Here is a 13,476-nt window from a genome sequence, read left to right on the forward strand (position 1 = left end):
GCATAGCGATGGCTCGCTCCGGAGCCGGACAGCCCCGGAAGGACGAGCCAACCATTTGTTATAAGGGAGTGGCCACGAGATGAGCGTGCACGATGATGTCAATCAAGCCAAAAACCGCCCGTCGCTCGAAGAAGTGACGGTCGATACGTCTACCCTTTTCGAAGGGAAAATTATCGATCTTCAGGTCGTTACTGTTACTTTACCCGATGGGACAAAAGCAACTCGTGAAATTGTCCGCCATCCGGGCGCGGTCGCGGTGCTGGCGATCAAGGACGGGCGCATGCTCGTCGTCGAGCAGTACCGCAAGCCGCTCGAGCGGACGCAGGTCGAGATTCCGGCAGGCAAGCTGGACGCGGGAGAGCGTCCGGAGGATGCGGCCAAGCGGGAGCTCGAGGAGGAGACAGGCTACCGGGCAGCTTCCTTGATTCCGCTCGGGGCGTTCTCGACCTCTCCCGGCTTCGCGGACGAGATTATCTATCTGTATGCGGCGGACGGATTGGAAGAAGGCACGATGAACCCGGACGAGGACGAGTTCCTTGAGGTGAGCGCGCTGACGATGGACGAAGCGTTCGAGGCGATGCGTCAGGGCCGAATCGGCGATGCGAAGACAATTCAAGCGCTCTATGCATGGAAAATATACGAGTTGACGGGCTCATGGCCGGTATAATCACGCCCGGGGAAGGCTCGAAATTCACCGGCATGCGCGTCTTCGGAGATTTCCATATCCATATCGGCAGCACGTCCCGCGGCGCACCGTGCAAGATGAGCGCAAGCCGGGATCTGACGTTCGAAGCGATTGCGAAGGAAGCGTCGGAGCGCAAGGGCTTGCAGCTGATTGGGATTATCGACGCGCACGCGCCAGGCGTACAGGAGGATATCGCCGCCCTGCTGGAGCGGGGAGAGATGGAGGAACTGGCTGACGGCGGCATTCGCTACCGGAACACGACGCTGCTCCTTGGCGCCGAGCTTGAAATCCGGGCGGAAGGGCTCGGGATGGCGCATGTGCTGTGCTATCTTCCGAGCTTCGATGCGATGCGCCATTTCTCGGCCTGGCTGTCGCCTTACGTGACCAATATGAATCTGTCTTCCCAGCGGGTATACGTCCCGGCACGGGCCCTGCAGGAGCAGACGGCGGCGCACGGCGGCGTATTCATTCCGGCGCATGTTTTCACGCCGTTCAAAAGCATCTACGGCAACTGCTCCGATCGGATGGCGGATGTATTGGACATGGAGCTAATCGATGCGGTGGAACTGGGCCTTAGCGCCGACACCGAGATGGCCGGTCTCATCTCCGAATTGGACCGGTACTCGCTGCTGACGAATTCGGATGCCCATTCGCTCCGCAAAATTGCCCGGGAGTACAACCAATTGACGGTCACCGAGCCCAGCTTCAAGGAGTGGGCGTTGGCGCTACAGAATCGGGATGGCCGGTGCGTCAATGCCAACTACGGGCTGAACCCGAGCCTGGGCAAGTATCATCGCTCGCGCTGCACGGAATGCGGAGCCGTCCCCAAGACAGCGCAGCCTCCCGCGGCATGCCCCGCCTGCGGCAGCGGCAAAATGGTGCAGGGCGTGCTCGACCGCATTCTCGCCATCTCGGATCGGGACCGCAGCCAAGTTCCCGCACATCGCCCGCCGTATATTATGCAGGTTCCGCTGGAGTTCATTCCGGGCGTCGGGCCCCGCACGCTGAACAAGCTGCTCGACCGGTTCGGCACCGAGATGGCGGTGCTCCATCAGGCGACTCTGGAGCAGCTCGCGGAGACGATCGGCGAGAAGACGGCGGAATATATCGTCAAGGCGCGAAGCGGGGAGCTGGCCTTGGCGAGCGGCGGAGGAGGAACCTACGGCAAAGTCCTCGCTTAACGAAGCCTGCGGCGCAGAAGGGACGGCTCCGGCGTTCATATTCGGACGAGCCGCCGCATACAATGGAATGACACAGAGCCGCTGTGAGTCCATCGTATGGGAAAGGAGCCGTTCCCCGCATGAAGCCCGCATCACATTCGATTCGCGCGCAACTTCATCTGTATCTTTTTGTCTCGATTTTATTCTTGGTCGGGGTCGTGTTCGGGGCGCTGCTGGTCAATGCTCTAACGTTGGAGCAGCAGCAGGATCTGGGCAGCCATCTGGGCCACTTCTTCGTGACGCTGGACGGGGATAGTCCGGAGCCGGACCGGGCAGGGATGTTTGCCGAATCGGCCATGCTGTACGGCAAATGGATCGGGCTGATCGCGCTGCTTGGTTTTTCGATCGTCGGATTTCCGCTTGTCCTGGTGCTTGTCTTTGCCAAAGGGATCTTCATCGGCTTCACGGTGGGCACGCTGATTGGCCAATACGGGTGGAAGGGGATGCTCTTCGCCTTCGCTTCGGTCGCCCCGCATAATCTGCTGGCCATACCGCTTATCCTGATCGCCAGCGTCGCATCGATTACATTCGCGACGTATATATTGAAGAACCGGGTCTTCATGGCCAAGGTTCAGTCGCTGCGCGAGCCGCTCGGCCGCTTCGTGCTCGTTCAGATGACGGCAGCCGCCGGGATGGCCGTCGCGGCCGCCATCATGACCTGGGTATCCCCCTCGCTGATGAATCTGGCTGCCCCGCTGCTGGCCGGAGCGGTATCCGGAGGATGAGACCCTTTTTCATTTGCGTAAATGATTTGACACTTATTGCATTCTCCCCCTATAATGATAGAAGCGAATAGAATTGCGGATTGGCGGGCAAGGGGGGAGATCATGGAAGCGCGTATTGAGAAGATCAAACAACAACTGCAATCCCAAGGGTACAAGCTGACACCCCAGCGTGAAGCAACCGTTCGCGTTCTTCTCGAGAACGAAGAGGATCACCTCAGCGCGGAAGATGTATTCATGCTAGTGAAGGAAAAGGCCCCTGAAATCGGTCTTGCCACCGTGTACCGGACATTGGAGCTGCTGAATGAGCTGCACGTGGTGGAAAAATTGAACTTCGGGGATGGTGTAGCCCGTTATGATTTGCGCGGCGATAACAACAAGCATCACCATCATCATTTGATCTGCGTCCAATGCGGTTCGATGCAAGAGATACAGGAAGACTGGCTGGGCCCGCTGGAAGAGCGACTGGAGAAGGAATTTCAATTCCATGTCGTCGACCATCGCCTTGACTTCCAGGGCATATGCCGGGAGTGCCAGGAGAAGGAGCGCCTTCGCAGGGAATCTTCATCGAACGATGAATCATAACATACAGCCTCGATGTCAATGACGTCGAGGCTTATTTAATCTGTGTCGGATGGAGTTTCTTGACAGATTTGCCGGACGTTGCTTTCGAGAGGCGGCCTTTGCCGTCTTCTGGCATGGGCCCGGCACGCCTGCGGCGGGTGCGGTTGGAGCGGTCCTCCGCGAACGTGAAGGAGACTGTTTATGTCTCGCCGGGCCTGCTGTAAGCGCTGCCGGCAGGGCGGGGGTGCACGGTTTCTTCGCGTGGTGCTTAGCCTTCGCTGTATACGCGACCGCCCTGTGCGCATTGATAAGCCCCGCGCCTTGGGCCGTCACCGGCTCCCCGCGCAATCGGCGGGACGTATGAACCAGCGCGGAGCGAATCTGCTCCGGCGGTATGCCGGGACAAGCCGACAGCATCAATGCCGCCGCTCCCGAGACATGCGGGGCCGCCATCGAGGTCCCCGAATCTACGGCGAAGCCGCCCTTGTCGCTCGTTGAGACAATATCTGTGCCTGGGGCCGCGACATCGATTCCTGTGCCGCGGCTGCTGAATCCGGCGATGCAGTTCAGCCTGTCGGTCGCCGCGACCGCGATCACTTCCGGATAGCTGGCCGGCTCATCGATGGCTTCGGCATCCTTGCCGTTATTGCCGGCGGAAGCGACGATGGCGATGCCTTGGCGGTAAGCGCGGCGGATCGTGCTGCGCAGCAGCTTGCTGGGACCGTTCAGACCCAGGCTCAGATTGATGACATCCATCCGGTTCCGAATACACCATTCCACGCCTTCTACGATATCGGATACATACCCTTCGCCATTTTCATCCAGAGCCTTGACTGCATACAGCTCCGCTTCAGGAGCTGTGCCGAACGGGAGATTCCCTCTGCCGAGCGCTGCGGCGGTGCCTGCCACATGGGTGCCATGGCCGTTGTCGTCATCATAGGATGCCCCTGGGCGAATCGTGTTGACCCCGCCGGAGATGCGAAGATCCGGATGGGGCGAGATACCTGTATCGACAATCGCAATCCGAATGCCCTTGCCCCGGGTTGCCTGCCAGACTTTGGGCGCCTGAATCCGTTTGATACCCCATGGAATTTGCTGCATCGAAGCCGCTTGACTTTTGGCTGTGGAATGGTCCCGCTTCATGGAACGCACTCTAGTGAAAGAAGAACGCTGACCCAGACCAACCGCATGAGCCCGCACGCGGGCATCGTTTTCGATTCGGCGAACGCTGGGATGCTTCCTTAATTCGGCCAGCTTGGCATGAGGATGAACATGACAGCATAGCATGCAGGCCGATTTCACCTGCTTGACGGGAACGATACCCTGCTTTTTCAACACGCGAACGCACACATCGAAGCTTTTTCGATCTTTGAGCACGATGATTTTCCGTACCGTGTGCCGGGCAGGCTTCCCGTGCACGACGGCTTGTAACATGCGGGTTAAGTTGCGCATGCCGTACCGTCCTCCCGTTCCGATCAGGATAGGTTCGTGGTGCCTCGTATAAGGGGCACACGATTAGAGTATGGGAACGAAGGTGAGACGGTGAGCCTCCGCGATGCATTTGCCGCATCGATGGCGAATGGAGCGCCTGCCCGCGAAAGGCCAATATAGTTCATTAGGGAGGATTTTGTATGAAGATTGGAGTGCCTAAAGAAATCAAAACGAATGAGCGCCGCGTCGCCTTGACCCCTTCGGGAGCCCACGCGCTTGTGCAGGATGGTCATCAGGTTATCGTGGAACGGGGAGCCGGCGTTGGCAGCGGATTTGAGGATGAGGAATATGTGCGGGTCGGCGCAGCGATTGCGCCGGATGCTGCCGCGGTATGGGGCAAATCGGATCTGATTGTCAAGGTCAAGGAACCGCTGCCGGAGGAGACGGCCTTTTTCCGGTCCAATCAGACGCTGTTCACGTATCTGCATCTCGCCGCCGCTCCTTACCTGGCCGACGCGCTGGTCCAATCCGGAATGTGCTCGCTCGCTTATGAGACCGTGCAGCTTCCGAACGGCAAGCTGCCGCTGCTCACTCCGATGAGCGAGATCGCCGGCAAAATGTCGGTGCAGATCGGCAGCCATCTGCTCGAATCGTATGTAGGGGGACGGGGCGTGCTGCTTGGCGGCGTGCCGGGCGTTCCGACGGGAGAAGTTGTTATTATCGGCGGCGGGGCCGTCGGCACGAACGCGGCCAAAATCGCGCTTGGCATGGGCGCCCGGGTAACGATTCTCGACCTGAACCTCGACCGGCTGCGCGAGCTGGACGATTTGTTCGAAGGGCGAGTCACGACCGTGGTCTCCCAGCCGTTCTATGTGGAAGAAGCGGTCCGCCATGCGGATCTGCTGGTCGGAGCGGTTCTCGTGCCGGGCGCGAAGGCGCCTCGTATCGTGTCCGAGGATATGGTCAAGCAGATGAAGCCCGGCTCCGTCATCGTCGATGTCGCCATTGATCAGGGCGGCTCGATCGCGACGATGGATCGCGTGACAACACATGAGCAACCGACCTTCGTCAAGCATGGCGTCATCCACTATGCGGTCGCCAATATGCCGGGCGCCGTGCCGCGCACGTCCACGCTGGCCCTGGCGCATGCCACGCTCCCATATGTGCGGAAGCTGGCGTCCTTGGGGCTCGAGGGAGCGATTCAGCGCGCGCCTGAGCTGAGAGGCGGCCTCACGACGTACGAGGGCGGCATCGTTCACCGGGTCGTGGCGGAAGCGCTTGGCTACGAAGCGCGTCCGGAGCCGTTCCCGTCCGCCTAGCGCCCATCATGCCGATGGCATATCCTGTCCGCTTGTCTCATACGTTACGAGTAAGGGGACGATTCGGATAAGGGGGACGTGAAGAGAATGATCGTGTCGCTTCGCAAAGTATTGGACCGGCTCAAGTTCGTGGCGCTCTTTTTGCTCTTGACGTATGCGATGGCCCATCTGCTCGGAAGCGTGTCCGACTGGATATCTCCTGTCGACAAATATAGAGAGCCGCAGGGCAAAGCGGTGAAGGTGTTCCAGACAGAGGGAATGGCGGACATGGAGCCCCACACGTTCAAGGAACGGCTTCGTCTGTTTTATTGGCTGGGGGAATAAACCGCTGCGTTCACGCATCAGACACACGGTACGAAGCAGGAAAGTGCCGAATCCGCGTGGAAAGTATAAAGGAACCTATTCATGTCTGACGCGCCACTATAGCGGGAGGAAGACGCAGCAAGGAGATTTAACATGGAGCATCCGATAGAAGAGTGCATCGAACGTTATGAACAGCATTTAACACAGGAGCGGCGAATGTCTGCCCATACCCGAGCCGCGTACCTGCGGGATATTCGCGCGTTCCTGGGAGCGGATACGATGAGCGGATTGGGTTCGATTGGGGCGATCCGGCCTTTTCACGTAAATCAATATGTATTTCAGTTGAAGCGGGAGGGGCGGGCTGCATCGAGTATTTCCCGCCTCGTCGCTTCGATTCGCTCCTTCTGCCATTACTGCATCCGCGAAGGATGGCTGGATCTGGATCCGACGCTCGGGCTGGAGCGGCCGAAGCCGGAAGCGAAGCCTCCCGAGATTTTGTCGCCGGAGGATACCGAACGGCTGCTCCGTCTTCCGGATCTGGCGACAGAGCAAGGCATCCGCGATCGCGCCATGCTGGAGACGCTGTATGCGACCGGCATGCGCGTGTCCGAGCTGATGGCGATCAATGTCGGGGACGTTCAGCCCAAATTGGGCTTCGTGCGCTGCGCTTCCCCGAACCGGGAGCGGGTCATCCCGCTCGGACAGGCTGCGGCTGAGGCGATTCAGCGGTATTTGGAGGAAGCGCGGCCCCGTCTTCTCGGCGGAAAGCCTGCTAACGGAGACGAGACTTCACGGAACGGCGCCGGAGGGGAGATGCGGGAAGAGGCGTTATTTCTCAATGTGCGAGGACAGCGTATGTCCCGCCAAGGGTTTTGGAAGACCATGAAGAAATACGCGGAGCGTCTGGAACTCCCATTCCCGCTTACGCCGCATACGCTGCGCCACTCGTTCGCGGTGCATCTGCTGCAGAACGGAGCCGACGTGCGCGCGGTGCAGGAGATGCTTGGCCATACTGAATTAGCGACTACGCAGCGGTATATCGCGCAAATGTCAAGAACGAGCATGAAGGACGTATACACGCACGCGCATCCGCGCGCCAGAACATCATCATTCGGGGAGGAAAAACAATGAATCACGCTTATGAACACATCCAAGAAGCGGCATCCTATATTCAGAGCCGTACCAGCGCTCGTCCGGAGATCGGGTTGATTCTCGGTTCCGGTCTCGGCGTGCTGGCCGATCTTGTCGAGAATCCGGTCACGATTCCTTACCGCGAGATTCCGCATTTTCCGGTATCCACCGTCGAAGGTCATGCGGGAGACCTGCTGATCGGCACGATTGAAGGACGCGCGGTCGTCATGATGAAAGGGCGCTTCCATATGTATGAAGGCTACGGCCCGGAAGTGACGGCATTCCCGGTGCGGGTCATGAAGGCGATCGGCGCGGAGAAGCTCCTCGTCACGAATGCGGCCGGCGGCATAAATACGAGCTATGAGCCGGGCGATCTGATGGTCATTAGCGACCATCTTAACTTGACAGGCCGCAATCCGCTCATCGGGGCGAACGACAGCCGTCTGGGCGTCCGCTTCCCGGATATGTCCCAGGCCTATAGCCCGCGGCTGCGCCAGTTGGCGAAGGCCACGGCGGAGGGGCAGGGCTTCTCGCTCCGCGAAGGGGTCTATGCCGGACTGCTCGGCCCGAACTATGAGACGCCGGCCGAGATCCGCATGCTGCGCACGATGGGCGCGGACGCGGTAGGCATGTCTACCGTCTCGGAAGTCATTGTCGCCAGTCATGCGGGCCTTGAGGTGCTGGGCATCTCCTGCATCAGCAATATGGCGGCGGGAATTCTCGATCAGCCCCTGTCCCATGACGAGGTGATGGAGACGGCGGATAAAGTGAAGGATGCCTTCTTGAAGCTGGTACTGGCACTGATTCCGAAAATGTAAGTTTGATTACAGCATCCGGTTAGGAGGAGCGAAGATGAGGGCAGTCGACATCATTCACAAAAAAAGGGAAGGTCACGAGCTGACCGCCGAAGAGATTCGTTTTCTCATTCAGGGCTACAGCAGCGGCGAGGTGCCGGATTATCAGATCGCCGCTTGGGCGATGGCTGTTTATTTCCAAGGCATGACGGCGAGCGAGACGGCGAGCCTCACGCTGGAGATGGCGCGTTCGGGCGATCAGATCGACCTGAGCTCGATCAGCGGCATCAAGGTAGACAAGCATTCCACAGGCGGCGTCGGGGATAAGACATCCTTAATTCTCGCGCCGCTCGTCGCCGCGGCGGGGGTGCCTGTCGCGAAGATGTCCGGGCGCGGTCTGGGCCATACGGGCGGAACGATTGACAAGCTGGAGTCGATTCCAGGCTTCCAGGTCGAATTGGAGCGGGAGCAATTTTTCAAGCAGGTGAACGAGATTGGCGTCTCTCTAATCGGGCAGACGGGCAATATTACCCCGGCGGATAAAAAGCTGTACGCTCTGCGCGACGTGACGGCCACGGTCGAATCGATCCCGCTCATTGCCAGCTCTGTTATGAGCAAGAAGATTGCGGCCGGTGCCGACGCCATCGTGCTCGATGTGAAGACGGGAAGCGGCGCTTTCATGAAGACGCTGGATGACTCGATTGCCCTCGCGAAGGCGATGGTCGATATCGGCACGGATACGGGACGGCAGACGATTGCGGTCATCTCGGATATGGATCAGCCGCTCGGCCATCTTATCGGCAATTCACTAGAAGTAGAGGAAGCGATACAGACGCTGCGGGGGGAAGGTCCGCGCGACTTGCATCGTCTCTGCATCATGCTGGGCGCCCATATGCTCGTGCTGGGCGGGGTCGCCCGCGATGCGGCTGAAGCGGAAGCGCGTCTGGAGCAATTGATTGCGGACGGGTCGGCGCTTGAGAAGCTGAAGGAGCTCATTGCGGCCCAGGGCGGAGACGCGTCGGTCGTGGATCATCCGGAGCGGCTGCCGCATGCCCGGGAACGCTTCGAGGTGAAGGCGGAAGCCGGCGGCACGGTAGCGGCCATTCAAGCCGAAGAGATCGGCATTGCCGCGATGCTGCTCGGAGCCGGAAGGGAGACGAAGGAGTCCGTGATCGATCTGAGTGTCGGCATCGATCTCCGCGCCAAGGTGGGAGATGCCGTGAATGCAGGCGACGTGCTGGCCGTGCTTCATGTCAACGATGCTTCGCGTCTGCAGGAAGCGGCGCAGAAAATTATCCATGCCTACCGGATTACTTCCGAAGCGCAAGCGGCGGCGCCGCTCGTCTACGCCATCGTCACGAAGGACGGCGTCGAAAGATTCGTCTGACAGAGACATGCCTTGACAATTCCATAAAAAGCCGTTCGTTCCCTCAACGGCAATCCATGAGGGTTACCGTTTCTAGCGAAACTTTTCGTTTTGCTAGAAACTTTTTTTATGTCCGGAAAGAGGTGGAATATTTTGCTTGCATTCAGACAAGACTGAAACTAAGCACATCTGGCAGAGGATTGACTCGTCCATTCTGTTGTGCACAACTCTTGTAGGAGGGGAACTGCTTTGAAGAATAGGCTATATAGAGTGGCATGTTCCGCATTGCTTAGCGCCAGCCTGATGACAACCGGCGCCGCTGCAGCGTTCGCCGACGTGCCGCCATGGACCGGAACGGAAGAGCCTAGTCAGGCCACTTCATCAACGGGCGCAGCAGAAGTGAAGCTAGCGGAACATGCACGCTCGGCCATCCTGATGGATGCGGATACGGGTACCGTCATTTTCGAGAAAAACAGCCATGATCGGCTCCCGCCGGCCAGCATTACGAAAATCATGACGATGCTGCTTGTGATGGAAGCGATAGATCAAGGCAAGCTGAAGCCGACGGATAAAGTGACGACGAGCGAGTATGCGGCATCAATGGGTGGCTCTCAAATCTTCCTCGAGCCCGGGGAAGAAATGACGGTCGATGAAATGATGAAAGGTATTGCAATGGCTTCAGGGAACGATGCTTCGGTCGCCATGTCGGAGAAGGTGGCGGGATCGGAACAAGCATTCGTGCAGATGATGAATGAGAAGGCCAAAGAACTCGGCATGAAGGATACCCACTTCGAGAACAGCAACGGTCTTCCTGCGGAAAATCATTATACATCCGCGTATGACATCGCTCTGATGTCTAAAGCCTTGCTTCAATACCCGGACGTCACGAAATATACGGGGGCTTACGAAGATTACTTGCGCCAAAACACCGCTAAAAAGTTCTGGCTTGTCAACACGAACAAGCTGGTCCGGTTCTACCAGGGGGCGGATGGGCTCAAAACGGGGTATACCTCGGAAGCGAAGTTTTGCTTGTCTGCCTCGGCTAAGCGGGACAATTTGCGCGTTATCGCGGTCGTGCTTGGCGAGCCGAATACGAAGACGCGCAATGCGGAAGTGACGCAAATGTTCGATTACGCATTTGCCCAATACATGAACGTCCCGATTCTGAAGAAGGGTGATGCCATTGGCAGCATCCGGGTAGAAAAAGGGATGGTCGAGTCGCTTGATCTGGTGGCCCAGCGCCCTTACCATGTGTTGCTCAAAAAGGGCGGTTCCAAGGATAACGTCCATTTCAAGCTGGAGTCGCCGGAATCCATCAAAGCGCCGATCGAGAAGGGCCAGTCGCTTGGCAAGATTATCGTGTATCAGGGGGATAAAGCGATCCGCGAATACCCTGTCGAAGCAACCGAGTCTATAGCGAAAGCCGGCTGGTGGACGCTGTTCAAACGGACGTGCGGAAAGTTGTTTTTTGTCAAATAACAGCATGCTTCTTCTAGTTTTGTCGCCAGGCAGGAATTGGGTTTGGCGGTGACGAATGGTATCGGCAACATGGGAGGAGAGTGATTCGCATGAACTTGCAGGTGGAATTGGAACACCGGCGCAATGTACTGATCACCCGTCTGAGGGGAGAGCTGGATCATCATACATCGGAAATTGTACGCATGCAGTTGGATGAAGCGATTCAGCGCGGACAGGTGAACCATGTGGTGTTGAGCTTGAGCGAATTGACCTTCATGGACAGTTCCGGTCTGGGGGTCATTCTCGGCAGATACAAGCAGATTAAGGGCAGAGGCGGAAAAATGGCCGTCTGTGATCTGAACCCTGCCGTACGGCGGTTGTTCGAGCTGTCTGGCTTGTTCAAAATCATGCATGTCTACGATAACGAGCGCCAGGCGCTCCTTGGATTGGAGGACGTATCATGAGTGGACATTCGAACAAAATGTCATTGGAATTTTCCAGCCGCTCGGAAAATGAAGCCTTCGCCCGCGTCGCCGTGGCGGCCTTCGTTGCGCAGTTGGATCCGACCCTGGAAGAGCTGACGGATTTGAAAACCGTAATTTCCGAGGCGGTGACGAACAGCATCATTCATGGATATGACAATAATCCGGAAGGCATCGTATCGATTACGGCGGAGATTGAGGGCGACCAAATTATGTTGACGGTCACCGACCGGGGGCGTGGCATTGAAGACGTCGAACTGGCCAGGCAGCCGCTGTTTACATCCAAGCCGGACATGGAACGCTCGGGCATGGGCTTCACCATTATGGAGAACTTCATGGATGAATTTGAAGTGACAACCGAATTGGGCGCCGGTACCACCATCCGCATGAAAAAGCGGATCGAATCCAAAAAAGCGCTCTACAATTAGGGGTTGAAGCCATGAAAGCTGATGTGAAGCAATCGTCGCAAAGTTATTTGGACGACGCAGAAGTAAAACGTCTGATAGCGCTGAGCCAAGCGGGTGACGCCGTGGCTCGCGAAACGCTGGTCAATTGCAACATCCGGCTTGTATGGTCGGTCGTGCAGCGCTTTATCAACCGCGGCTACGAACCGGATGATTTGTTCCAAATCGGCTGCATCGGCTTGCTCAAATCGGTCGACAAATTCGATTTGACCTATGATGTCAAATTCTCCACCTATGCCGTGCCGATGATTATCGGAGAAATTCAGCGCTTCCTGCGCGATGACGGTACGATCAAAGTGAGCCGTTCCTTGAAGGAAATGGCGAACAAGGTCCGCAAAATGAAGGACGAGCTCTCGAAGCGGCTCGATCGTCTGCCTACGATTAAGGAAGTCGCGGACGAATTGGGCATTTCGCCGGAGGATGTTGTCTTCGCCCAGGAGGCGAACAAGCCGCCGAGCTCGATTCACGAGACCGTCTTCGAGAACGACGGGGACCCGATCACCTTGATGGATCAGATCGCGGATGATTCCCAGGACCGCTGGTTCGACAAGCTGGCGCTGAATGAAGCGATTGAAGGCTTAAGCGAACGGGAACGGCTTATCGTCTATCTGCGCTACTACCGCGACCAGACGCAGTCGGAGGTAGCTGGCCGGCTCGGCATCTCCCAGGTGCAGGTATCCCGGCTGGAGAAAAAAATATTGCAGTCCATCAAGGCGCAAATTGCACAATAAAGCGGACACCGCAAGGAGTATTCCTGCGGTGTCTTTTATATGTTGGCGTGTCAGTGTCAGGAGGACGTAAGATGTTCATATTTTATCTGGGAAAGGGAGTGGAGTAGCGGGGCAAGCCCTTGCCAACATTATCCCATTAGTTCAGGGGTATGATTTCAGTCGTCCGCAAAGCTTGAATCGACAGATCTGAGAGGGTCTGTTTCATGGTCCACGCTATAAGGTTGTAATGCGTTTGGATTATTGCGCTGATATCGATGGAGGCAACTGATTAACTGACGCCCGCCGATACCCGCCGAAACTGGCCAATATCGCCAAGACTCGTCAATACTCGCCGAAACTCGCCGAAACTCGCCGAAACTCGCCAAGACTCGGTGATACTCGCAGTACTCACTGATACTCACTGCTACTCACTGCTACTCAATGAAACTCGGAAATACTTACTGACACTCCTCGATACTCGCTGATGCCGGTTGTTCCGTCGGATGCTCTGTTATTGCCATAAGTTCAAAACGTTAGATGTTCGTACATATGTCGAATGGGGTGTGAAGTGTTGAGCAGCCCTTTAGATCATTCTCCCGTTAGCTCAGAGTCCGCACTCTGCTCTCAGCAAAGACCGGTACATAGCTCTGAAAGGCCCTGGAAAGGCCCTGCCCCATGACTGGCCTGAATTATCGGGATAATGCCCATAAGCCCCTGCAGAAATGCCGACCCGCTCTGATTGAACGGGATAGTGGTCATAAGGGAGCGGTTAGCATGTCGTTCTGCCATGACTGAACGGGATAGTGCTCGTAAGGACTACTTACATG

General features: G+C 57.3%; 14 protein-coding genes. 13 read left to right on the forward strand and 1 reads right to left on the reverse strand.

Annotated features, from left to right (window positions below; genetic code table 11):
• The first annotated feature begins 79 nt into the window (after window positions 1-79).
• From OCY70_RS13945 to fur, 4 genes are all read left to right on the forward strand, one after another.
• Window positions 80-667: an NUDIX hydrolase gene (locus tag OCY70_RS13945; RefSeq protein WP_213426228.1), complete on the forward strand. Its 588-nt coding sequence runs from the start codon at window positions 80-82 to the stop codon at window positions 665-667.
• Complete coding sequence (locus OCY70_RS13950; RefSeq protein WP_213426229.1) at window positions 655-1,866, forward strand: endonuclease Q family protein; 1,212 nt, start codon at window positions 655-657, stop codon at window positions 1,864-1,866. The genes OCY70_RS13945 and OCY70_RS13950 overlap by 13 nt, the downstream gene beginning before the upstream one ends.
• Before the next feature lie 119 nt (window positions 1,867-1,985).
• Complete coding sequence (spoIIM, locus tag OCY70_RS13955) at window positions 1,986-2,630, forward strand: stage II sporulation protein M (protein WP_213426230.1); 645 nt, start codon at window positions 1,986-1,988, stop codon at window positions 2,628-2,630.
• 102 nt (window positions 2,631-2,732) lie between these two features.
• Window positions 2,733-3,212 (forward strand): ferric iron uptake transcriptional regulator, encoded by a 480-nt coding sequence (gene fur, locus OCY70_RS13960; protein WP_168178049.1) that lies wholly within the window; start codon window positions 2,733-2,735, stop codon window positions 3,210-3,212.
• Window positions 3,213-3,227: 15 nt separating this feature from the next.
• Here the strand turns inward: fur and OCY70_RS13965 are convergent, their stop codons facing one another.
• A complete protein-coding gene (locus tag OCY70_RS13965) occupies window positions 3,228-4,643 on the reverse strand; it encodes a S8 family peptidase (RefSeq protein WP_213426231.1) in 1,416 nt (471 codons plus the stop codon).
• 179 nt (window positions 4,644-4,822) lie between these two features.
• Between OCY70_RS13965 and ald the strand changes: the two genes are divergently transcribed.
• From ald to sigF, 9 genes are all read left to right on the forward strand, one after another.
• Window positions 4,823-5,941, forward strand: coding sequence for an alanine dehydrogenase (ald, locus tag OCY70_RS13970; protein ID WP_213426232.1), 1,119 nt, complete (start codon window positions 4,823-4,825; stop codon window positions 5,939-5,941).
• A gap of 87 nt (window positions 5,942-6,028) precedes the next feature.
• Window positions 6,029-6,265 (forward strand): DUF4227 family protein, encoded by a 237-nt coding sequence (locus OCY70_RS13975; RefSeq protein ID WP_213426306.1) that lies wholly within the window; start codon window positions 6,029-6,031, stop codon window positions 6,263-6,265.
• Window positions 6,266-6,397: 132 nt separating this feature from the next.
• A complete protein-coding gene (locus OCY70_RS13980) occupies window positions 6,398-7,375 on the forward strand; it encodes a tyrosine recombinase (RefSeq protein WP_213426233.1) in 978 nt (325 codons plus the stop codon).
• On the forward strand, window positions 7,372-8,193 hold the full coding sequence (locus tag OCY70_RS13985) for a purine-nucleoside phosphorylase (RefSeq protein WP_213426234.1): 822 nt from the start codon (window positions 7,372-7,374) through the stop codon (window positions 8,191-8,193). The genes OCY70_RS13980 and OCY70_RS13985 overlap by 4 nt, the downstream gene beginning before the upstream one ends.
• A gap of 34 nt (window positions 8,194-8,227) precedes the next feature.
• The gene (locus OCY70_RS13990) at window positions 8,228-9,556 is read left to right on the forward strand and encodes a pyrimidine-nucleoside phosphorylase (protein WP_213426235.1); all 1,329 of its coding nucleotides are present in this window, start codon (window positions 8,228-8,230) and stop codon (window positions 9,554-9,556) included.
• Between the two features lie 228 nt (window positions 9,557-9,784).
• Window positions 9,785-11,014: a D-alanyl-D-alanine carboxypeptidase family protein gene (locus OCY70_RS13995; protein WP_213426236.1), complete on the forward strand. Its 1,230-nt coding sequence runs from the start codon at window positions 9,785-9,787 to the stop codon at window positions 11,012-11,014.
• A gap of 89 nt (window positions 11,015-11,103) precedes the next feature.
• A complete protein-coding gene (spoIIAA, locus tag OCY70_RS14000) occupies window positions 11,104-11,457 on the forward strand; it encodes an anti-sigma F factor antagonist (RefSeq protein ID WP_006676804.1) in 354 nt (117 codons plus the stop codon).
• The gene (gene spoIIAB, locus OCY70_RS14005; RefSeq protein ID WP_213426237.1) at window positions 11,454-11,903 is read left to right on the forward strand and encodes an anti-sigma F factor; all 450 of its coding nucleotides are present in this window, start codon (window positions 11,454-11,456) and stop codon (window positions 11,901-11,903) included. The genes spoIIAA and spoIIAB overlap by 4 nt, the downstream gene beginning before the upstream one ends.
• Before the next feature lie 11 nt (window positions 11,904-11,914).
• The gene (gene sigF / locus OCY70_RS14010; RefSeq protein ID WP_213426238.1) at window positions 11,915-12,670 is read left to right on the forward strand and encodes an RNA polymerase sporulation sigma factor SigF; all 756 of its coding nucleotides are present in this window, start codon (window positions 11,915-11,917) and stop codon (window positions 12,668-12,670) included.
• Window positions 12,671-13,476: the final 806 nt, after the last annotated feature.

It is taken from the genome of Paenibacillus melissococcoides (assembly GCA_944800085.1).
Lineage (GTDB): Bacteria > Bacillota > Bacilli > Paenibacillales > Paenibacillaceae > Paenibacillus_B > Paenibacillus_B melissococcoides.